23 protein-coding genes are annotated in these 20,464 nt (G+C 69.7%); 7 read left to right on the forward strand and 16 right to left on the reverse strand.

Annotated elements, in window-relative coordinates:
* Positions 1-39 precede the first annotated feature (39 nt).
* From AC1PMG_RS00510 to AC1PMG_RS00520, 3 genes are all read left to right on the forward strand, one after another.
* The gene (locus AC1PMG_RS00510) at positions 40-1,221 is read left to right on the forward strand and encodes a class I SAM-dependent rRNA methyltransferase (RefSeq protein WP_048491948.1); all 1,182 of its coding nucleotides are present in this window, start codon (positions 40-42) and stop codon (positions 1,219-1,221) included.
* An 87-nt stretch (positions 1,222-1,308) separates the two neighbouring features.
* Positions 1,309-2,466 (forward strand): glycerate kinase, encoded by a 1,158-nt coding sequence (locus AC1PMG_RS00515; RefSeq protein WP_481110262.1) that lies wholly within the window; start codon positions 1,309-1,311, stop codon positions 2,464-2,466.
* 707 nt (positions 2,467-3,173) lie between these two features.
* Positions 3,174-3,575, forward strand: a complete 402-nt coding sequence (locus AC1PMG_RS00520; RefSeq protein WP_342074879.1) for a DUF2628 domain-containing protein — start codon at positions 3,174-3,176, stop codon at positions 3,573-3,575.
* 46 nt (positions 3,576-3,621) lie between these two features.
* On the opposite strand, the gene AC1PMG_RS00525 is transcribed toward AC1PMG_RS00520, so the two are convergent.
* From AC1PMG_RS00525 to AC1PMG_RS00550, 6 genes are all read right to left on the reverse strand, one after another.
* Positions 3,622-4,347, reverse strand: a complete 726-nt coding sequence (locus tag AC1PMG_RS00525) for a DUF6882 domain-containing protein (protein WP_481110263.1) — start codon at positions 4,345-4,347, stop codon at positions 3,622-3,624.
* The gene (locus AC1PMG_RS00530; RefSeq protein WP_481110264.1) at positions 4,344-5,789 is read right to left on the reverse strand and encodes an amino acid permease; all 1,446 of its coding nucleotides are present in this window, start codon (positions 5,787-5,789) and stop codon (positions 4,344-4,346) included. Before AC1PMG_RS00530 ends, AC1PMG_RS00525 begins: the two co-directional genes overlap by 4 nt.
* A gap of 286 nt (positions 5,790-6,075) precedes the next feature.
* Positions 6,076-6,696: a response regulator transcription factor gene (locus AC1PMG_RS00535; RefSeq protein ID WP_267120140.1), complete on the reverse strand. Its 621-nt coding sequence runs from the start codon at positions 6,694-6,696 to the stop codon at positions 6,076-6,078.
* Positions 6,693-7,763: a sensor histidine kinase gene (locus AC1PMG_RS00540; protein WP_481110265.1), complete on the reverse strand. Its 1,071-nt coding sequence runs from the start codon at positions 7,761-7,763 to the stop codon at positions 6,693-6,695. The genes AC1PMG_RS00535 and AC1PMG_RS00540 overlap by 4 nt, the downstream gene beginning before the upstream one ends.
* A gap of 42 nt (positions 7,764-7,805) precedes the next feature.
* Positions 7,806-8,534, reverse strand: a complete 729-nt coding sequence (locus tag AC1PMG_RS00545) for an MgtC/SapB family protein (RefSeq protein WP_267082472.1) — start codon at positions 8,532-8,534, stop codon at positions 7,806-7,808.
* A 124-nt stretch (positions 8,535-8,658) separates the two neighbouring features.
* On the reverse strand, positions 8,659-8,985 hold the full coding sequence (locus tag AC1PMG_RS00550) for a hypothetical protein (protein WP_481110266.1): 327 nt from the start codon (positions 8,983-8,985) through the stop codon (positions 8,659-8,661).
* Between the two features lie 383 nt (positions 8,986-9,368).
* Here AC1PMG_RS00550 and AC1PMG_RS00555 point away from each other — a divergent pair, with 383 nt between their 5' ends.
* From AC1PMG_RS00555 to AC1PMG_RS00565, 3 genes are all read left to right on the forward strand, one after another.
* Positions 9,369-10,958 (forward strand): DNA recombination protein RmuC, encoded by a 1,590-nt coding sequence (locus AC1PMG_RS00555; protein WP_481110267.1) that lies wholly within the window; start codon positions 9,369-9,371, stop codon positions 10,956-10,958.
* A gap of 526 nt (positions 10,959-11,484) precedes the next feature.
* On the forward strand, positions 11,485-12,027 hold the full coding sequence (locus AC1PMG_RS00560; protein ID WP_481110268.1) for a glutathione peroxidase: 543 nt from the start codon (positions 11,485-11,487) through the stop codon (positions 12,025-12,027).
* A 91-nt stretch (positions 12,028-12,118) separates the two neighbouring features.
* A complete protein-coding gene (locus AC1PMG_RS00565; RefSeq protein ID WP_481110269.1) occupies positions 12,119-12,301 on the forward strand; it encodes a hypothetical protein in 183 nt (60 codons plus the stop codon).
* Between the two features lie 854 nt (positions 12,302-13,155).
* Here the strand turns inward: AC1PMG_RS00565 and AC1PMG_RS00570 are convergent.
* The 6 genes from AC1PMG_RS00570 to AC1PMG_RS00595 form a co-directional block, all read right to left on the reverse strand.
* Complete coding sequence (locus AC1PMG_RS00570; protein ID WP_481110270.1) at positions 13,156-14,244, reverse strand: MlaA family lipoprotein; 1,089 nt, start codon at positions 14,242-14,244, stop codon at positions 13,156-13,158.
* Between the two features lie 3 nt (positions 14,245-14,247).
* Positions 14,248-14,565: an STAS domain-containing protein gene (locus tag AC1PMG_RS00575; RefSeq protein WP_043093981.1), complete on the reverse strand. Its 318-nt coding sequence runs from the start codon at positions 14,563-14,565 to the stop codon at positions 14,248-14,250.
* Positions 14,555-15,223, reverse strand: coding sequence for an MlaC/ttg2D family ABC transporter substrate-binding protein (locus tag AC1PMG_RS00580; RefSeq protein WP_017909943.1), 669 nt, complete (start codon positions 15,221-15,223; stop codon positions 14,555-14,557). Before AC1PMG_RS00580 ends, AC1PMG_RS00575 begins: the two co-directional genes overlap by 11 nt.
* A complete protein-coding gene (gene mlaD / locus AC1PMG_RS00585) occupies positions 15,220-15,759 on the reverse strand; it encodes an outer membrane lipid asymmetry maintenance protein MlaD (protein ID WP_481110271.1) in 540 nt (179 codons plus the stop codon). Before mlaD ends, AC1PMG_RS00580 begins: the two co-directional genes overlap by 4 nt.
* A 103-nt stretch (positions 15,760-15,862) precedes the next feature.
* Positions 15,863-16,612: an MlaE family lipid ABC transporter permease subunit gene (locus AC1PMG_RS00590; RefSeq protein ID WP_017909945.1), complete on the reverse strand. Its 750-nt coding sequence runs from the start codon at positions 16,610-16,612 to the stop codon at positions 15,863-15,865.
* Positions 16,612-17,403 carry an ABC transporter ATP-binding protein gene (locus AC1PMG_RS00595; protein ID WP_209230300.1) on the reverse strand — a complete coding sequence of 264 codons (792 nt, stop codon included), beginning with the start codon at positions 17,401-17,403 and terminating at the stop codon, positions 16,612-16,614. The genes AC1PMG_RS00590 and AC1PMG_RS00595 overlap by 1 nt, the downstream gene beginning before the upstream one ends.
* A gap of 329 nt (positions 17,404-17,732) precedes the next feature.
* Here AC1PMG_RS00595 and AC1PMG_RS00600 point away from each other — a divergent pair, with 329 nt between their 5' ends.
* Positions 17,733-18,020, forward strand: coding sequence for a DUF6916 family protein (locus AC1PMG_RS00600; RefSeq protein WP_017909947.1), 288 nt, complete (start codon positions 17,733-17,735; stop codon positions 18,018-18,020).
* Here AC1PMG_RS00600 and AC1PMG_RS00605 read toward each other — a convergent pair.
* The 4 genes from AC1PMG_RS00605 to AC1PMG_RS00620 all read right to left on the reverse strand — a co-directional run bounded on the left by AC1PMG_RS00605 (position 18,013) and on the right by AC1PMG_RS00620 (position 20,337).
* Positions 18,013-18,582 (reverse strand): N-acetyltransferase family protein, encoded by a 570-nt coding sequence (locus AC1PMG_RS00605; protein ID WP_481110272.1) that lies wholly within the window; start codon positions 18,580-18,582, stop codon positions 18,013-18,015. The two genes, AC1PMG_RS00600 and AC1PMG_RS00605, sit on opposite strands and share 8 nt — an antisense overlap.
* Positions 18,583-18,592: 10 nt before the next feature.
* Positions 18,593-19,129, reverse strand: coding sequence for a phage tail protein (locus tag AC1PMG_RS00610; protein WP_481110273.1), 537 nt, complete (start codon positions 19,127-19,129; stop codon positions 18,593-18,595).
* A 60-nt stretch (positions 19,130-19,189) separates the two neighbouring features.
* Complete coding sequence (locus AC1PMG_RS00615) at positions 19,190-19,717, reverse strand: phage tail protein (RefSeq protein ID WP_481110274.1); 528 nt, start codon at positions 19,715-19,717, stop codon at positions 19,190-19,192.
* Between the two features lie 68 nt (positions 19,718-19,785).
* Positions 19,786-20,337: a phage tail protein gene (locus AC1PMG_RS00620; protein WP_481110275.1), complete on the reverse strand. Its 552-nt coding sequence runs from the start codon at positions 20,335-20,337 to the stop codon at positions 19,786-19,788.
* Positions 20,338-20,464: the final 127 nt, after the last annotated feature.

The following is a 20,464-nucleotide window of genomic DNA, read 5'->3' on the forward strand; positions in this document are numbered from 1 at the left end:
CCGGCGGTGCCGTCAATCGGGGCGGCTACAATGGCGTTCATGAATAGTCCCCTGCCCGTAGTCCGCCTCAAGAACGCCTGGCGCTCCAGCCACCCTTGGATCTTCCAGAAACTGGTCGAAAAACCCGCTGCCAAGCCCAAGCCGGGCGCGCTGGTGGACGTGGTCGGGGTGGACGGCGCGTGGGTCGGCCGCGGCTTCTACAACGGCCACTCGCGCATCGCCGTGCGCATCCTGGAGACCCATCCCGATATCGCCGTCGACGAGTCCTGGTTCGCGCGCAAGATCGCCGAGGCGGTGTCGCTGCGCCGTGACGTGCTCAAGCTGGACGCGGTCAGCGACGCCTGGCGCGTGGTGCATGCCGAGGGCGACGGCCTGTCCGGCCTGGTGGTGGACCGCTACGGCGACCTGCTGGTGGTGGAGTTCTTCAGCGCCGGCATGTTCCGCCACCGCGAGTGGATCTACGCCGCGCTGCGCGCGCAGTTCCCCGGCGCGCGCTTCTACAGCTTCGCCGAGGAGCACGTGCAGAAGCAGGAAAGCTTCGACTACCGGCCGGTGTCCAGCAGCGGCGAGCGCCCGGAGCCGGCGATCATCAGCGAGTACGGCGTGCGCTTCCGCGCCGATCCGGCCGGCGCGCACAAGACCGGCTTCTTCGCCGACCAGCGCGAGAACCGCCAGTGGCTGAGCCAGCAGGTGGAGGGCAAGCGCGTGCTCGACCTGTGCTGCAACACAGGCGGCTTCGCGGTCTACGCCAAGGTGCGTGGCGCCACCGAGGTGGTCGGCGTGGACATCGACGAGGACGTGATCGAGATCGCCAAGGGCAATGCCCGCCTCAACGACGTGCGGCCCAAGTTCGTGCAGGCCGACATCTTCCCGTACCTGCGCGATGCCGCCGCCCGCGGCGACCAGTACGACGTGGTGATCCTGGACCCGGCCAAGATGACCCGCGACCGCGACCAGGTGATCCCGGCGCTGAAGAAGTACCTGGACATGAACAAGCTGGCGCTGGGCGTGGTCGCCCCGGGCGGGCTGTTCGCCACTTTCTCCTGCACCGGCCTGGTCGCCGAGCACGAGTTCCTGGACATGCTGCGCCGCGCCGCCTACTTCTCCGGCCGCACCATCCAGATCCTGAAGGTGGCCGGCGCCGGCGCCGACCATCCGTTCATGGCCCACGTGCAGGAATCGCGCTACCTCAAGGCGGTGTTCTGCCGCGTGCTGGACTAGCGCGCCGCGCATGCGCAAGGCCGAGCGGCGATGCGTGCGTGACGGCCTGATCCGGGCGCGCCGGCCGGCGATCGACGCCGCCGCTGCATGAAGATCGTCATCGCCCCGGACGCGTTCAAGGAAAGCCTGTCCGCGGCGCAGGCGGCCGTGCAGATCGCGGCCGGCTTCCGCAGCGTGTTCCCTGATGCGCAGTACGTGCTGCTGCCGTTCGCCGACGGCGGTGAGGGCACGGTGGACGCGCTGGTCGCCGCTGGCGGTGGGTGCCGGGTCGCCTGCGCGGTGACCGGGCCGCTGGGCGCGCCGGTCGCCGCGCAGTTCGGCCTGAGCGAGGACGGCGGCACCGCCCTGATCGAGATGGCCGCGGCCAGCGGGCTGATGCTGGTGCCGCCGCAACAGCGCGATCCACGCCTGACCGGCACCCGCGGGGTCGGCGAACTGATCCTGGCCGCCCTGGATGCCGGCGCGCGCCGGCTGCTGATCGGCATTGGCGGCAGCGCCAGCAACGACGGCGGCGCCGGCATGGTGCAGGCGCTGGGCGTGCGCCTGCTGGATGCGCACGGCCGCGACCTGGCCGCGGGCGGCGCGGCGCTGGGCGCGCTGGCGCGCATCGAACCGGACGGGCTGGACGCGCGGCTGCGCGATTGCACCATCGAGGTCGCCTGCGATGTCGACAACCCGCTGACCGGGCCTACTGGCGCCTCGGCGGTGTTCGGGCCGCAGAAGGGCGCCACGCCGGCGATGGTCGCGGAGCTCGACGCCGGGCTGCAGCACTACGCCGAGGCGATCGAACGCAGCTTGGGCGTGGCAGTGGCGCAGATGCCCGGCGCCGGCGCGGGCGGCGGCATCGGCGCGGCCCTGGTCGCGTTCCTCGGCGCGCGCCTGCGGCCCGGCGTGGAGATCGTCGCGCAGGCGCTGGGGCTGGAGGCGCATCTGGCTGGCGCCGATCTGCTGGTCACCGGCGAAGGCCGCCTGGACGGGCAGAGCGCGCAGGGCAAGGTGCCGGTCGGCGTCGCCCGCATCGCCCGGCGCCACGGCGTGCCGGTGCTGGCCATCGCCGGCGGCCTGGGCGAGGGCGCGGCGGATCTGCAGGCGCAGGGGATCGACGCGCTGTTCGGCGCGGTGCAACGCGTGTCCACGCGCGAGGCCGCGCTGGCCGATGCCGCGGACGCCCTGCGCCAGGCCGCGCGCAACGTGGCCGCGGCGATCGCCCTGGGCCAGCGCCTCGGCGGCTCCCGGGCGCAATAGCAGCCTCCGCAGTCGCCTCGACGTGGCGGCGCGCTGCAAGCGGTGGCGTTGGGAATCCCGTGTGGGAGGGACTTCAGTCCCGACGCGACGACCGGTGGTTATTGCAGGACCCCGCGATGCCGCTGCCCCACGCGTCGCGGCTGAAGCCGCTCCCACACGTGGGTATGTCGCCAGCGGATGCGCGACGCGCAGGCAGGCCTTGTGGGAGGGACTTCAGTCCCGACGCGACGACCGGTGGTTATTGCAGAACCCCGCGAGGCCGCTGCCCCGCGCGTCGCGGCTGAAGCCGCTCCCACACGTGGGTATGTCGCCAGCGGATGCGCCACGCGCAGGCAAGCCTTGTGGGAGGGACTTCAGTCCCGACGCGGTGGCTGGTGGTTACCGCAGGACCCCGCGAGGCCGCTGCCCCACGCGTCGCGGCTGAAGCCGCTCCCACACGTGGGTACTCGCCAGCGGATGCGCCACGCGCAGGCAAGCCGTGTAGGAGGGACTTCAGTCCCAACGCGACGACCAGCGGCTGTCGCAATGCAGGAGGGAAGCCCGTCCACAAGCTAGATCTGACGTCGCGCCAGCCCGCTTTTACCAATCCCGAATCCCCAATCCCAACCCCCAGGCCCGCACCAAACTGGTGCGGCAGCCGCGCCCATTTGGCGCGCGCTGCCCCGTTCAGGTAAACTGAAAACGTTTACAACACGGATTCTGACGCCATGGAAACCCCCAATCTCCCGCAACGCGCGCCGCTCAGCCCGAAGTGGCAGTTCCGCTTCGACTTCTTCGACCGTTACGGCGCTCCGTCCACACCCGAGTACAAGGCCGCGTTCAAGGCACTGCCGTTCATGGAACGGTTGAAGATCAACATGAACTTCTTCGCCCTGTTCTTCGGGTTCATCTACTTCTTCATCCTCGGCATGTGGCGCAAGGCGCTGGGGCTGATCGGCATCTCCCTGGCAGTGGGCATCGTCGCGGCGTTCCTGCCCGATGCGATCGGCCGCGGTCTGGGCATCGCCTACTCCGTGCTGGTCGGCATGGCCGCCAACTACGCCTACTACCTGGACCAGCGCAAGGGCAGCGTCAGCTGGAACCCGTTCGAAGGCCTGCGTTGGTGGTAAGCGTCGGGCAAGGCGGCGGCGCAGGTGCGACACGCCGCCGCCGCGCTCAGGGCTTGCGCTTCCAGAACTGCCAGGCCGGTGCCGGCTTCGGCGTGACCGCGGCGGCCTGCGCCGGTGCCAGCTGGCCCTGGATGCCGGTCAGCCGCTCCTGCGCATCGAAGGCCAGGACGATGCGGGTGTTGCCGCGCGTCGCCACGGTCTGCGCGGCGTCGCGCTGCAGGGCGTAGCCCTGATCGACCAGGAAGCCGTCGGTCATGGCACGGTGGTCGAGTTCGAACTGCATCGGCAATTCGCCGAGCAGGCGCAGCACGCGGGCGTCGTCGCACGGCGCGAAGACCGCCGCCGGTACGTCCTCGAGCAGGAAGAACAGCGCGCCGCCGTCGTACGGCGCACGGTAGTAGCAGCGCCCGCGCAGGGCGCCGGCGAGCATGGCGATCTGGTGGCCGCCGTCCTCGCCCAGCGCCGAGGACGGCGCGGCCAGTTCGGCGATGCCTTCGCGCTCGCCGTGCGCACGTAGCGCATTGGCGTCGGCCAGCAGGGCCGGCGGCAGGTTGCTGGCGGTGTTGGCCCAGGCCCACAGCCAGCTGGCGCTGGCTTCTGCGGCAGTGCCCAGCAATTGAATCGGGAACTGCAGGTCCTCGCCGAAGTACACCCGGCCCGCGCCCATGTCCACGCGCCAGTCGCGTCCGTCCAGCACGTCCGCCAGCGCCAACTGCCGGGCGTAGGCGCTGCCGATGTGCCGTGCCAGCGCTGCCTGGAACGCCGGGCTCATCGCGGCGTCTGCGGCGCGCGCTGCAGCAGGCTGTTGCGGCGGCCGTACAGCAGGTAGGCGACCACGCCCAGCGCGTTCCACAGCCCAAACCAGATCTTCGTGGTATCCGGTAGGCTCCAGAACAGGTACAGGCAGCCACCGATCGCCAGCGGACCGACCACCCATGCCAGCGGCGTGCGGAAGGTGCGGGCGCGGCCGGGTTCGCGGCGGCGCAGGACCAGCATGCACGCGGCCACGGCAATGAAGGCGGCCAGGGTGCCGGCGTTGGCCAGCGCGGCGATCTCGTCCAGCCGCGCCACGCCGGCCAGCGCCGCCACCAGCACCGCGGTGAACAGGGTGGTCACCACCGGGGTGCCGGTACGCGCGTTGACCTTGGACAGCCCGCGCGGCAGCAGGCCGTCGCGCGACATCACGAAGAAGATCCGGCTCTGCCCGTACAGGAAGGCCAGCAGCACGGTGGGCAGCGCGATCACCGCGACCACGCCGATCGCCGCCGCCGCCTTGCCGTGGCCCAGCTCGCGCAGGATCAGCGCCAGCGGCTCGGCGCTGGCGCCGAACACGTCGTAGCGCATCGCGCCGACCGCGGCCAGCGCCACCAGGATGTAGATCAGGGTGCAGCCGATCATCGAACCGACGATGCCGATCGCCAGGTCGCGCTTGGGATTCTTGGTTTCCTCGGCGGCGGTGGAGATCGCATCGAAGCCGTAGAAGGCGAAGAAGATGATCGCCGCCGCCGCCATGACCCCGTGCGCGACGCCGTCGGCGCCGACCGTCTTGGGGAAACCGTAGGGCATGAACGGGTGCAGGTTGGCGCTCTGGAACGCCGGCAGCGCCACCGCCACGAAGATGCCCAGGGCGATCAGCTTCAGCACCACCAGCACCGCGTTGAGCGTGGCGCTCTCCTTGGTGCCGGCCATCAGCAGGCCGGCCACGGCGAAGGTGATCAGCACCGCCGGCAGGTTGACGATGCCGCCGGCGTGCGGCCCGGCGGTCAGCGCCGCCGGCAGGTTCAGGTCCATGCCGGTCTGCGCACTGGCCCAGTGCAGGAAGCCGACGAAGTAGCCGGACCAGCCCACCGCCACCGTGCTGACCACCAGCGAGTACTCCAGGATCAGGCTCCAGCCCACCACCCAGGCGATCGCTTCGCCCAGCGCGACGTAGCTGTAGGTGTAGGCGCTGCCGGCGGCCGGCATCATCGTCGCCATCTCCGCGTAGGCCAGCGCCGCGCAGGCGCAGATCGCCCCGGCCACCGCGAACGACACCAGCACCGCCGGCCCGGCCAGCTGTGCGCCGACGCCGATCAGGGTGTAGATGCCGGTGCCGACGATCGCGCCGATGCCCAGTGCCACCAGATGCGGCCAGCTCAGCGAGGGCACCAGCCGGCGGCCGGCCTCGTGGACGGTGACCAGGTCGAGCGACTTGCGCCGGAACAGGAACGACATGCGGGCCTCGGGTGCGGAAGTGACAAGCCCGGCAGTGTCGCCGAATGCAGTGCAGCAAAGCTATGCCTGCGGTGCGGTATGGCACGGCGCTTGTGCGGGTCGATGCGAGGCGCAAGTCCGGCCTTATCGAGCGGAGACCGCTCTCTCTGTCTCTGTCTCGTAGGAGCGGCTTCAGCCGCGACGGGCTCTCCCGATGACGCCCGTCGCGGCTGAAGCCGCTCCTACGGAACATCGATGTGTCAGGACGTGTTCCGCCGCGCTGCAATCGTGGGCTTTCGCAACCGACCTACCGCCCCAGCCGCTCCGCCAGCCGCACCAGCTCGGCCAGCGAGCCGACCTCCAGCTTGCGCATCGCATTGCCGCGGCGCACCTTCACCGTGATCTCGCTGAGCTGCAGCCGCGCCGCCACCTGCTTGTTCAACAGGCCCTGCACCACCAGCTCCACCACCTCGCGTTCGCCGGCGCTGAGCCGCGCCCAGCGCGCCTGCAGTTCCGCCTGCGCCGCATCGGCGGCGCGCCGCGCGCGGTCGCGGGCGATGCCCTGGCCGATCGCGTCGAGCAGGTCCTGGTCGCGGAACGGCTTGGTCAGGAACTCGATCGCGCCGTTCTTCATCGCTTCCACGCTCATCGGGATGTCGCCGTGGCCGGTGATGAAGATGGTCGGCAGCGCCAGCCCGGCCTCGTGCATGTTGCGATGGAAGTCCATGCCGCTCTGCCCGGGCATGCGGATGTCCAGCACCAGGCAGCTCGGCGCGTCGGCGCGCGGATGCGCCAGGAACTCGCGGGTCGAGGCGAAGGCGTGCACCTGCAGGTCCACCGAGGCGAACAGGTCTTCCAGCGCGGCGCGGATCGAGGCGTCGTCGTCGATCAGGTACACCACCGGGCGCGCGGTCGTTTCGGCGGTCATGGTGGAACTCCGTTGGCGGTGGGCAGGCACACGCAGAACACTGCGCCGCGCGGCCGGCCGGGTTCGGCCCAGATGCGCCCGCCGCCGGCCTCGACGATGCTGCGGCTGATGCTCAGGCCGATGCCGATGCCGCCCTGCTTGGTGGTCCAGAAGGCATCGAACAGATGCGCCTGCGCCTGCGCGGACAGGCCTTCGCCGCTGTCGGCCACGCTCAGCCGCACCGAGCGCGCGTCCTCGCGCTCGGTGACGATGCGCAGCGCACGCTGCGCCGGCGGCGTGGCGGCCATCGCCTCGATCGCATTGAGCAGCAGGTTGCCGATCACCTGCTGGATCTGCACCGGGTCGGCCGACACCGGCGGCAGCAGCGCCGACAGTTCGGTGTGCACGCTCACCGCGCTGCGTTCCAGTTCGCCCTGCGACAGCGCCAGCACTTCGGTCACCGCGGCGTTGAGGTCGAAGGCGCGCTGCTGCGGCGCTTCGCCCCGGGTCAGGCTGCGCACCCGCGCGATCACTTCGCCGGCGCGCTCGGCGTCGGCGAGGATGCGCGCCAGCGCCGCACGCGCCTTGTCCAGGTTCGGCGGCTGCTGGTCGAGCCAGCGCTGGCAGGCGTTGCCGCTGGTGACGATGGCCGCCAGCGGCTGGTTGACCTCGTGCGCGATCGACGCGGTCAGGCTGCCCAGGCTGCGCACCCGCGCCAGCCGCAGCAACTGCGCCTGCGCCGCGTGCGCGGCGGCCTTGGCGCGCTCCATGCGCACCGCGATGGAGGCGGTGACCGCCACCACCACGATGCTGATCGCCGAGTTGATCACGCCGACGTGGTAGGCGCCGGCGTGGGTGAGATGGAAGCTGAGCACGACCAGCACCACGCAGATGCCCGCCAGCACGCCCAGCCCGGCCGGCGCCAGCAAGCGCACCGCGCCGAGGATCGCCACGGTGTAGAACAGCGCCGCCGCCACCGCATAGTCGGTGACCGTGTCGGCGACGAAGATCGCGCCCAGCGCCAGACCCAGCGCGGCCAGGCCGAGCAGGCGGCGATGCGGCGGCAGCGGCTTGAACCAGGCGATCATCGGCGGCGTGGCATCGGAAGGAAGAGGTCAGACATGGCCGGGTCAGGCTTCGGCGCCGGCGTTCCAGAACGCCTGTTGTACACCCGGTTCGCCCTCCAGGCGCTGCACCACCGCATCCAGTTCCTCGGCGCGCACCGCGGTGGCGTACAGGGTGGCGGCGATCTCCACGTCCTTCTGTCCGAACGGATGCTGCTCGACCTCGCGCGCCGGGTAGTGCGCCTCCTCCAGCAGTTCGATCAGCCGCTCGCGCACGTCGCCGTGCACCTCGCGCGCGCAGATCGCATAGAACATGTAGGTGGCTTCCAGCGAGGACTCCTTCAGCGGATGCCGGTTGATCCGGTTCACCATCGGCCGCAGCAGGGTATTGCTGAGCAGCACGAACATGGCCGCCAGCACCGCCTCGGCGACCAGCCCGGCACCGGCGCAGGCGCCGACCGCGCCCGACCCCCACAACGTCGCCGCGGTATTGAGCCCGGTGACGTTGGCGCCTTCCTTCATGATCGCGCCGGCGCCGAGGAAGCCGATGCCCGAGACCACATAGGCCACCACCTGCACCGCGCCCTGGGTGCCGCCGTGGATCTCGAACAGGCGGTCGCCGAGCGAGACGAAGATCGCCGCGCCGACCGCGACCAGGGTGTTGGTGCGCAGCCCGGCGGTGCGCTGGCGCACCTGGCGCTCGAAGCCGATGATCGCGCCGAGCACGAAGGCGGCGGTGAGGCTCACCAGGGTGTCGAGCAGCGAGCCGAGATTGAACAGACGAATGGCTTCCATCAGGGCGCGTTCCGGTAGGCGAGGGGAGCGATCATGGCGGCTCCGGGAAAGGAGTGAGCGGATGCGGGTGGCGCATGATGCCGGGGCAAGATGGCATCCGATACCGCGGCGGCAGGCGCGTGGCTCAGCGCACCCCGGGCCACCACGCCAGCGCGGCATGCAGCCAGTGCGCGGCCGGGGCGTTCGCCCCGGCGACGTGCAGGCGCCGCTGCGCCGCATGCGGCAAGCGCGCGCGGACCCGGATGCGGTCGGCCACGGACAGCAGCGACAGCGCATCGGCCATGACCCGCGGCGACTGCGCGGACAGGGCCAGGGCGAAGGCGCGGGCGCCGTGGGCGGCGAGCAGGTGGCGCAGCGCCTCGGTACGGCGCATGGCGACCGCGGCGCGCAGCGCGCGCTGCAGGCCGCGCTGCAGGCGGAAACGGCTGGAGAACAGCGAGAACAGGAACATGACGACCTCCTTGCGGCGCGTGGCCGGAGGACGTCGCAGCGTGTGCGCGGCGCGCGTCTTCCGGCTCAGCGCCGGGCAGCGACCAGGCGAGGGGAACGGCGGGGAAATGCGGCGCTGACGCCGCGTCGATGCGGATCGGGGTCCATGCTCGCCTCCGGTGGTGTCAGGGGAATGGATCGCGCGGTGCGCGACGCCTGGCGCGGTCGGATGCCGCGGCGCCGCCCACTGGCCAGGCCAGTGGGCGGGTGGCGCAAAGCTTGGCATGCGGTCCGGACCCGTACCAGCCTGCATGAGGCCATGGCGGCGATACCAAGGTATAGCTTTTCTCCCCGCCCGCCGGCGCACGGCGCAGCGATTGAGACGCGGCCGGCTACACTGACCGCATGCAGAACGATGCCCATTTCCTGATCCTCGCCGGCCTGTTGTGCGCCGTCATCGCCCTGTTGCTGGCCGTGTTGCTGCGGCGGGGCAACCACGCCGCGCTGGAGGCGGCCCTGCGCGAGGAGCAGCGCAGCGGTCGCGGCGAACTGCGCGAGCAGCTCGACAGCCTGGCGCGGCAGCAGGACGCGCGCAGCGAAGGCTTCGCCCGCCACCTGGCGGATCTGTCCACCCGCACCGACCAGCGCCTGGACCTGCTGCGCGAAGCGCTCACCGAGGACGCGCGGCGCGGCCGGGTCGAGGCCGGCGCCGCGCAGCAGCGCATGGCCGAGCTGCTGAGCCAGCGCCTGGTCGAGATCCGCGGCCAGCTCGACGCCTTCGGCCAGCAGCAGGACGCACGCATGGCCCAGTTCGGCCAGCAGCAGGCCGAGCTGATCGCACGCATCGACGCGCAGCTGGGCGCGTTGCGCGAGGCCCTGATCGAGGACGCGCGCAAGGGCCGCCAGGAAGGCGCCGATGCGCAGCAACGCTTCGCCGACACGCTCGGCCAGCGCCTGAGCGACCTGGTCCAGCGCAACGAGCAGCGCCTGGGCGAGATGCGCGGCACCCTGGAAGAGCGGTTGAAGGAACTGCAGGCCGACAACGCCGCCAAGCTCGAGCAGATGCGCGGCACCGTCGACGAGAAGCTGCAGACCACCCTCAACACGCGACTGGACGCCTCGTTCAAGCTGGTCTCCGAACGGCTCGAGCAGGTCCAGCGCGGCCTGGGCGAGATGCAGCAGCTCGCCACCGGCGTCGGCGACCTCAAGCGCGTGCTGAGCAACGTCAAGAACCGCGGCGGCTGGGGCGAGGTGCAGCTGGAGAACATCCTCGAGCAGACCCTGACCCAGGAGCAGTACGCACGCGGCGTGCGGGTGCGCCCGGAACGCAACGAGATGGTCGACTTCGCGGTGCGCCTGCCCGGCCGCGGCCACGAGGACACGCCGGTGTGGCTGCCGATCGACGCCAAGTTCCCGCGCGAGGACTACGAGCGCCTGCTCGACGCGCAGGAGCAGGGCGATCCGGAGCTGGTGCAGGCGACGGGCGCGCAGCTGGAGCGCGCGATCCGGGTGCAGGCCAAGTCGATCTGCGACAAGTACATCGCTCCGCCGCACACCACTGACTTCGCGGTGATGTTCCTGCCCACCGAGGGCCTGTACGCCGAGACCCTGCGCCGCCCCGGCCTGGCCGACCTGCTGCAGCGCGAACACCGCATCGTCGTCGCCGGCCCGACCACGATCACCGCCCTGCTCAACAGCCTGCAGATGGGCTTCCGCACCCTCGCCATCGAGAAACGCTCCAGCGAGGTGTGGGGTGTGCTGGCGGCGGTCAAGAGCGAGTTCGGCAAGTTCGCCGGCATCCTGGAAAAGGCCGAGAAGCAGATCAGCACCGTCGGCAAGAGCCTGGGCGAAGCCAGCCGCAAGACCCGCACCATCGAACGCCGCCTGCGCGGCGTCGAGACCCTGGCCGACGCGCAGGCCGCGCCGCTGCTGGAACTGTCGTTGCCGCTGGACGATGCCGAGGCGGAAGAGGCGGCAGGCGACGAACGGGAGTGAGGGCTTGCGGTGCGCGGCGGCGGGGTGTCGAGGTGGAATGACTGGGCGAAGCGGTTGTGTTGGCGCGGGATGGCATGCGACCAGCACGCGCCATGTTGGACGCAGCGCCGCGACCTAGACGGGTCAGCGCGGCCGCTTCGTACGCGCGCGCTGTGCAGATGGCGCAGCATGCGGATGTCCTTGTCGTGCCTGCAGTGTTGATGCGATTCGACGTCGCGGATGCGTTGTCGTCTCCAGGCCGCTCGCCTGCTCGCCCGCTGGCCGATACGCGCGCTTCTGATCACGACGAGAGACACATGTGTAGCGGCGGCTCTTGTTCCTTCTGCGGCAGTCGCGAGCAGGTTTTGCGGACATGGCTGTCGCGGCTGAAGCCGCTCCTACGGGAGCGCATGATCCGCAGCAAAAGCGGGTATTACGTGCCTGCACAGGCTAGCTGTCGGTGCGCTGAGTTACGCGGTCACGGCACTACGCATGCTGCGCCGACAGCGACTATGCTGGCGCTCCCTTTCGATCGAGGTAATGCCCCATGTCCGCGTCGCTGACCGCCATTCCGCTGACCCGCATCGATGGCCAGCCGGCCACCCTCGCCACGTTCGAGGGCAAGGTGTTGCTGATCGTCAACGTCGCCTCCAAGTGCGGCCTCACCGCGCAGTACGCGGGCCTGGAAGCGCTGTACCGCGAGAAGCAGGCCGCCGGCCTGGAAGTGCTCGGTTTCCCGGCCAACGACTTCAAGGGTCAGGAGCCGGGCAGCGAGGCGGAGATCCAGCAGTTCTGCCAGCTCACCTACGATGTGACCTTCCCGATGTTCTCCAAGATCGCGGTCACCGGCGAGGACACGCATCCGCTGTACCGCGCGCTGATCGCCGCGCAGCCGCAGACCGAGGGCGAGGGCCCGATGCGCGAGAAGCTGGCCGGTTACGGCATCGAACCGAACCCGGCGCCGGGCGTGCTGTGGAACTTCGAGAAGTTCCTGGTCGGCCGCGACGGCCAGGTCCGCGCGCGCTTCGCCCCGGACGTCACCGCCGAGGATCCGCGCCTGCGCGCGGCGATCGACGCGGCGCTGGTGTAAAGCTGCGTTGCGCTCGGGGCCATCTGGCGGTGCTTGGACGAGCTGAAGGTACTGTTCTGGCGCTTAGGTAGTTGGTGACCGAGCCGGAGAGGTGATCGATGTCCTTGTTGTCCGGCGTTGCCTGTCGCGGCTGAAGCCGCTCCTACGCAAGGCGTGCAGCATCGAAGCCTTTGCCTTTGCCTTTGCCTTTGCCTTTGCCGTTGCCGTTGCCTTGGCTGTTGCCTTGGCTGTTGCTTGGCTGTTGCTTGGCTTTGGCTGTTGCCCTGGCTTTTGATTTACCGGGTTCCCTTCCGAAGCGGCGGCCAGCGCGGGGAAAAACCCCGAAGGGGCGGCGCACAAGGACGTGCGCCGTCCGCGGCAGGGGCAGGATGCCCCTTCCGCGGATCCCCGTGATGGACGCGGACCCGGAGCGCGCAGCGCGGAGGGCGCGAAGGCAGGGCGCGCTTTCTTTTGGTTACCTTTTCTTTGCGCGAGCAAAGAAAAGTAACTCGCCCGCAAGGGCGAAAGCCTTTGCTGTTGCTTGAAGTTTGCGTGTCAGGCGAGAAGGTCTGTAGGAGCGGCTTTAGCCGCGACCAACGCAATCGGTGATGCCTGTCGCGGCTGAAGCCGCTCCTACGATTCAGCGGCCACCGCCGTAACAGCAAGTGCAAGAGCAAAGCTTTCGCCTGGCGGCGAGTCACTTTTCTTTGCTTGTGCAAAGAAAAGTAACCAAAAGAAGCGCTTTACCACAGCCGAAGGCTGGTCAAGCACACCCCGCAGCGCGCCCTCCGCGCTGCGCGCTCCGGGTCCGCAGCCACGACGGGCATTTTTCGACGGCACATCCATGTGCCGGCGAAAAACGACGCGCATCCTGCGCGTCGCCCTTCGGGTATTCGCCCGCCGCGGCTGCCGCGCCGAGGGGACCCCGGTAAATCAACAGCCAAAGCAACAGCAACAGCCAAAGCCAAAGCCAAAGCCAAAGCAAGAGCGAAGCGACGGCACGTCGACGTCCGCTGCGGATACAGCGTCACCCGCTGCAATCCAACAGCCATTCCACTCTGCGCTGCTGCTGTGCGCGGTGGCAAAAAAGTTCAGGCACAAAAAACCCGGCCGAAGCCGGGGTTTTTGTGTTGCCTAAGTGCAGGCGACTCAACGACCGCCGCGCCACTCCGGGACCGGCATCGCGTCCACCGGTACCGTCGGATTGGTTTCTTCCTCGCGCAGATAGGCCGGCAGATCGTCGTCCTGACGCTTGTGCCCGCGCATGTCGCTCTCGATCTGATAGTTGCGGCGCTGCAGCCACGCATCGCGGGTCAGCTGATACTCGTCCGGCGCCTGGTCGCGCAGACTGTCCAGCGACAGCAACTGCGCGCGCGTGTCGACCAACTGCAGGCCCTGCAGGCCGATGCGCACCCGGTCCTCCTCGATCTGCTGCAGTGGCGACAGCGGCGCGTCGCCGACCAGGCCGAACGCATCGCGCACCGTGCGCGGGCCGAACAACGGCAGTTCCAGGTAGCGCGAGCGGCGCCAGCCCCACACACCCAGGGTCTGGCCGAAGTCCTCGCTGCGCCGCGGCAGGTTGGCGTCGGTGGCCGGGTCGAAGATGCCGCCGATGCCCAGCGTGCTGTTGATCAGGAACCGGCTCAGGGTCTGCCCCGCCTGCAGCGGGCGGCCCTGCAGCAGCTGGTTGACCATGGTCAGCGGCGAACTGAGGTTGTCGAAGAAGTTGGTCACGCCCAGCCGCACCGGCCGCGGCACCACGTTGACGTAGGCGCGCGCCAGCGGCCGCGCCACGCCACGGTCGACCACGTTGTTGAAGGCATGCACCTTGCGGTTGAACTTCTCCCACGGATCGTAGCTCTGCGGTGCAGGCACGCCCTCCGGCAGGGTCGGATCGGCGACCGGGTTGTACGGGTCGCCGCCGTACAGCGCGGCGTAGTCGTCCTCGGCCGAGGTCGGCGTGCCGTTGGCCGACCCGGCGCCCGGGGCAGCACTCGCCGGCGGCATCGCCGCAGGCGCGCTTGCCGATGCCGGCGCGGCGCCGGTGTCCATGCCGGTGGCGCTGTCCGCGGTCGCCGGTGCGGCGTGCGCATCGGGAGCCGCGGCGCTGTCGCCGGCGGCCGGCGCGGTCTGTGCCACCGGCGGTGGGGGCGGTGGCGGCGTGCGCTTGGGCGCGCCAGCGCAGGCGCCCAGGGCGGCGGCCAGGGTCAGGGAGGTGAGGATACGCAGCACGTTCATGTGTCAGCTCGCCGCAGGGGGAGAGTGGAAGTCCAGGGTCGAGGCCAGCCGGTAGGCGGCGCTCAGGTCGGTCAGGCCGGCCGGGGCGCCATGGATGGCGACCTCGGCCTGGCCCTGGGCGCGCAGGCGCGCGGCGAGTTCGGCGAGCAGCGCCAGGCCGGCGCTGTCCACCCGCGAGACGGCCTGCAGGTCCAACGCGCGTGCGCCCGGCAGCGCGCGCAGCGCTGCCGGCCACAGCGCGGTGGCCGCCGCACGGTCGAGCACGCCGCTCAGCGCGAGCGTGTCGCCGTCGCGGCGCAGTTGCGGCGCATCACTTGCCACTGTTGCCCGCCGGTGCCGCCTGCAGCGTGCCGTTGCGCAGCTCGGCCGCGACCTCGGGGATCGACTTGTTGCGCAGCGGGGTGTCGAACTGGTTGCGGAAGGTCTGCACGTAGGACACGCCCTCGACCATCACGTCGAAGATCTTCCAGCCGGCGCCGGTGTTGCGCAGCAGGTAGTCCACCGGCACCGGGTCGCCGCCGCTGCGCAGCAGCTCGGTGGAGACCTTGACGCCGCGGCCGCCCGGCAGCGGGGTTTCCGACTTCACCCGCACCTGCGGCTTGCCTTCGAAGGTCAGCAGCGAGGTGCCGTAGCGCTGCATCAGGTTGTCGGCCATCGCGTCGCCGAACAGCTTGACGTCGGCGTCGGAGGCGCCGCGGCCGTGCACGCCCAGCACCAGGCGCGCGGCGTAGTCGCGGTCGAAGGACTTGTTCATCTCGCTGTCGATGAACTGGCGCAGCGCGGTGGGATTGCTCTTGAACTCGCTGCGGCGCTGTTCCAGCGTGGTCAGGATGCGGGTGCTGTTCTCCAGCACCACCTTGCTGGCCGAACCGGCCTGGGTGGCGGCGGCGGCCGGCGCGGCGGCCTGGGCCAGGGCGGCGGAGGGGGCGGCCACGGCCAGCGCGGCGGCGAGAGCGGCGGAAAGCAGTTTGATCGTCATGGCTTGGGTTCCGTTGCGGGCGTGGTGGAATCGGCCGAGGGTGCGGCAGTGGGTGTTGCGTTCTTGTCGCCGCCGGCGCTGCCGCCGCCGAACATGTACTTGCCGACCAGCTGGATCAGGTCCACCGCCGGCTGGGTGAAGGCGATTTCCTGGCCGGGCTTGAGCGTGTCGGGGTCGCCGCCGGGCTGCAGGCCGACATAGCTCTCGCCCAGCAGGCCGCTGGTCAGGATCGCCGCCGAGGTGTCGGCCGGCAGGTCCTTGTACTTGTCGTCGATGGACAGGGTCACCACCGAGTCGAACTTGGTCGGGTCCAGGTCGATCTTGGCGACCTGGCCGATGATGACGCCGCCGATCTTCACCGGCGCCTGCGCACGCAGCTGGCCGATCTGCGAGAAGCGCGCGACCAGGTCGTAGCGGTGGCCGCCGAAGCCCCACTGGCGGTTGGTGGAAGCCAGCGCCAGCACCAGCAGCGAGGCCAGGCCCAGCAGCAGGAAGGCGCCGACGGCGAACTCGAGACGGGGACCACGGAGAGCCATAACGTGTCTACCTTGTTGATTCAGCGTGGCCGCGGCGCCAGTGCCGCGACCGGGATGTTGCCGCGGAACCTGCCGTCGCCGGCCGGCCCCGCGTTGGCGCCGCTCAGCGGAACAGCAGCGCCGACATGACGAAGTTGAACATCAGCACCAGCAGCGAGGCGTTGACCACGGCGCGGGTGGTGGCCACCGAAGTGCCCTCGATGGTCGGTTCGGCATGGAAGCCGACATACGCCGCGACCAGCGCCGCCGTGCCGCCGAACACCGCCGACTTCAGCATCGCCACGCCGAAGTCGTCCCAGAAATCCACGCTGCTCGACAGCGCCGACCAGAACGTGCCGCGGTCCAGGCCGAGCGCCGCCACCGCCTCGAAATAGCTGGCGCTGATCGCCAGCGAGCAGAAGATGCCGGTCAGCAGCGGCACGGTCAGCACCGCCGCCCAGAAGCGCGGCGCCACCGCCTTGGCCACCGGGTCGATCGCCATCAGCTCCAGCGCCTTGATCTGGTCGGTGGCGCGCATCAGGCCGAGCTCCGCGGCGATGGAACTGCCTGCGCGGCCGATGAACAGCAGTGCGGTCAGCACCGGCGCCAGCTCGCGGTACAGCGACAGGCCGAGCAGGGTCGACAGCGCGTCGGAGGCGCCGTAGGTCTGCAGCGTGCGGTAGCCTTGCAGGGTCAGCACCAGGCCGACGAAGGCGCCGCCCACCGCGATGATCGGCAGCGAGCGCGCGCCGACCTTGTAGATCTCACGGATCAGCTCGGCCAGCAGGTCGCGGGTCGGCAGCGAGCCGCGCAGCACGGTCAGGAAGAACAGCCCGGCGCGGCCCAGGGAACGGATCGGGGCAACGATGGCCATCAGGCGGCGCTCCGCGCGCGCTGCGGCGCATCGAACGGGATCGGGCCGTCGGGACGGCCGTGCAGGAACTGCTGCAGCAGCGGATCGGTGCTGGCCTGCAACGCCTGCGGGGTGCCGGCAAAGACCACGCCGCCGTTGGCGATGGCCACGGCCTGGTCGCAGATCGGCAGGGTCTCGTGGACGTGGTGGCTGACGATGATGCTGGTCAGGCCCAGGGTGTGGTTGAGGCGCTGGATCAGGCTCATGATCACGCCGGAGGCGATCGGATCCAGGCCGGTCAGGGGTTCGTCGTAGATCATCAGCGGCGGGTCCAGGGCCAGCGCCCGCGCCAGCGCCACGCGCCGCGCCATGCCGCCGGACAGCTCGCGCGGCCAGGCATCGGCAGCGGCCAGCAGGCCCACCGCATGCAGCTTCAATGCGACCAGCCGCTGCAGCACCGGCTCGGGCAGACGGGTGTGGGCGCGCAATGGCAGCGCCACGTTCTCGGCCACGCTCAGGTCGGTCAACAGGCCGTTGCCCTGCAGCAGCACGCCGATGCTCTTGCGCGTTTCGCGCAGCGCACGGCTGCCGCGCGGCAGCGGCTTGCCGAACACTTCCAGCGTGCCCGCGGCCGGCACCAGTTCGCCGGTCAGCGCCGCCAGCAGCGTGGACTTGCCGCTGCCGGAGGGGCCGAGCACCGCGGTGATGCTGCCGCGCGGCACGCTCAGCGAGACGTCGCGCAGGATGGCGCGGCCGCCGCGGTCGATGCGCACGCCCGACAACTGCACCAGATTGGATTCGGAAGACGCCATCGCGACCTTTAACGAAAATACAACATAGGATCGATCCGTTCGGCTGAACTTAACCGAACTGGCCCGTGCAGTATTGTGGCATCGCGCGGGCCGGTGTGCGCGCCCGCTTCGCCCCGTTCATGCAACAGCGTGTCATACGGCCGCGCATTGGTCGCCGGCGACGCCGCATCGCCTCGGGGCGGCCGCCACCGCGCCAGCGCCGCGCAGCTGCACTTGAGGTGTGGACAAAGGGCGGTGTGGACAAATGCCCGCACAGCGCTTGTGCGCGTCGCGACGGCACGCGACGATGCCGGCATGGCGACCGTGCCGAACCACACCTGGAGTCAAGGATGGAGCTGTTGAGCTTGGAACACTTCGCAGGAAGCGTGAACGAGACGTTCTCGGCGCAGTTGAACGAAGGCGAGGTCGCATTCGTGCTGGTCGAAGCGCGGCCGCTGCCGACGCCGCCCGCGGCGCGGCGCGCCCCGTTCTCGCTGCTGTTCCGCAACGGCTCGGCGTTCCTGTTTCCGCAGCAGACCTATCAGATGCGCCATCCGCGCCTGGGCGAGATTGGGATCTTCCTGGTGCCGGTTGCGCGCGAACGCGACGGCTTCCTGTATCAGGCGGTGTTCAACTGACGCGCGCGGCCGGCTGCGTGCCGGCGCCATCCCAGCGCATGGCCAGATGGGTCTGGCCGGCCTCGCCGGCAACGAAACCCAGTCGAGCATAAAGCCGCTGTGCCGCGGGATTGGCGTGCAGCACGTGCAGCGTCAGTGCGCGCCCATCCGCATGCGCGAGCGCCTGTGCCTGCGCGATCAGCGCGCCGCCGATGCCGTGGCCGCGGCAGTCCGGCAGCAGGCTGATATCGACCAGGACGTGCGGATCCGTGCTGCGGTCCAGATACAGCCGGCCCAGTCGCGCGTGCGCGTCTTCCACGATCAGGAAGTCGGCACCCGGGAAATGCTGCAGATAGTGCGCATGCTGCAAGGCGAACTGCTGGTCCAGGAAGGCACGCTTGGCCGGTTCCGGCCATGACACCGCGGCCAACTCGTCGCGGCGCGTGCTGGCGTACAGCGCGCGCAGCCAGTCGAGATCCTCCGTCTGCGCAGGACGCAGGACGATGCCGCGCGCCCGCAATGCGGGCGGCGCGGCGAACCCGGCGTCCCGTTGCGGGAAGCCGGGCGACGCGGCGATCGACATCACCCCTGTCTCAGTTGAAGACCGGGTAGTCGCCCTGCAGCGCGATGCAGAAGTTCACCGCCAGATACGGCTGCCGGTTCTCGTGCGCCTGGCCGATGCCGGTGGGCATCACCATCGTTGGGGAGAACTGCTTGTCCGGGGCGACGGCAAGGAACGGGCGCTCGTTGGTGAGATTCAGCGATGACAGTCCCGCACCGCTGACCGGCGTGCCGGCCTTCTTGGTTGCGTCCGCTTGCGAGAACGCATTGACGCCATGCTGATGCAGTGGAATCTGCGTACTCTGCAGGCTCACCGACGCCGAGCCGAAGTTGCTCCCCAGCGTGTGCGGGGTCAGGCCTGGCCCCGCACCTTGCTGGCAGCCGGCGCGCGCAGTGAAATTCGGCAACTGGAAGGTGGTGCTGCCGTTGCCGCCGTAGGCCACGCCCAGCAGCGAGAACAAGGCGGTGTTCTGGGTGACCGGCAGGACCGCGCCGTTGCACAGGGCCCAGCCATAGGGGTTGTAGTCGAAGCCGAACAGCTGGATTTCGCCGAGATAGGGTTCGGTCATGAGCGGATTCCTCCGATGGAGCGGATGCGGGCCGCAGCCATGTCGGCGCGGCGCAGGGGATCAGGCCTGTTGCGGGAAGATGCCGGTGGTGGCGATGCAGTACTGCACCGTCAGCGTCGGCATGGTGTTGTCGTGTGGCTGGTTGCCGCCGGCGTACGAAGTGCTCTGCCCGGACATCGCCACCATGGAGGCGCCGGTGAGGTCGCTGGCATAGAACACGCTGCCGTTGACTGCGCCAGGCAACAGCCCGGCTGGCGCTGGCGCGGTCGCTGCGGCGGTGGTGGCCTGGGCGGTATGCGTATGCGCCGGCATCTGCAGGTCGAGCAAGGTCACCGTCTCGGTGCCGGCACGCTGTGCAAGGACGTAATTGCTGAGTCCCGGTCCCTGGCCCTGATGGACCGGCAGACGGCCACGCAGATCCGGCACCGCGAACGTGCTGGTGCCATTGCCGCCGTAGGCGGTGCCGAGTAGCACATACAACGGTTCGTATTCGGAGATCTGCAGCAGCGTGCCGTCGCACGCCTGCCAGCCCTGGGGCGTGCGGCCGAAGCCGAACATGCGGATTTCGCCGATGAAGGGAGTACCCATGAGATGCTTCCTGGTCGATGAGGCGCCACGCGCACCGATGCGCGCTGCGCGCCCGAATGCGGATGCGCCTAGCTGCGCGAGGGAAAGATGCCGGACAGCGCGATGCAGAAATTGAGCGTGGTGTACGGCTGCACGTTCGGATGCGCCTGGCCGCCGCCGCTGTTGGCGATGGTGGACTGCGCCAGCGGCACCATCGCACCAGGCGCGGCATACAGCGCGTGCGGCGTTCCCGGACCAGGACTGACGACGTTGTTCGCGAACAGGCGACCGACTGGCGCGCGGTTGTCTCCGTTGCCGCTGCTGCAATCCAACAAGTGGGTATGTGCGGGCAGGTTATCGCCCACCAGCGTCACCGTCTCCGCGCCAGCGGCCTGGCCCATCGGCATCGCAGACGGTTGCCATGCCGGATCGGCCGACGGCCCATAACCCATCGGCGTGCGTCCGCGCATGTCCGGCAAGCCGAACGTGGTCTTGCCGTCGCCGCCGAAGCGGGTGCTGAGCAGACTGAACAGGGCCTGGTTCTGATTGATCGGCAGCAATTGCCCGTTGCACTGCGCAAAATATTTTGGCGCAAACGCGAAACCGGTCAGCATGATCTGACCGATGAAGAACTCGCTCATGCGGATCTCCCCCCGGAGTGGATGACGTCAGACCTCATGTCTGGCGCCGAACTACTTAATCACGACTTCGGCGACATGCAAGCGCCGATTTGCTGAACCAGACAGACATGACGCATTTGTTGCTTTA

This window comes from Xanthomonas sp. NCPPB 2250, from assembly GCF_056725265.1.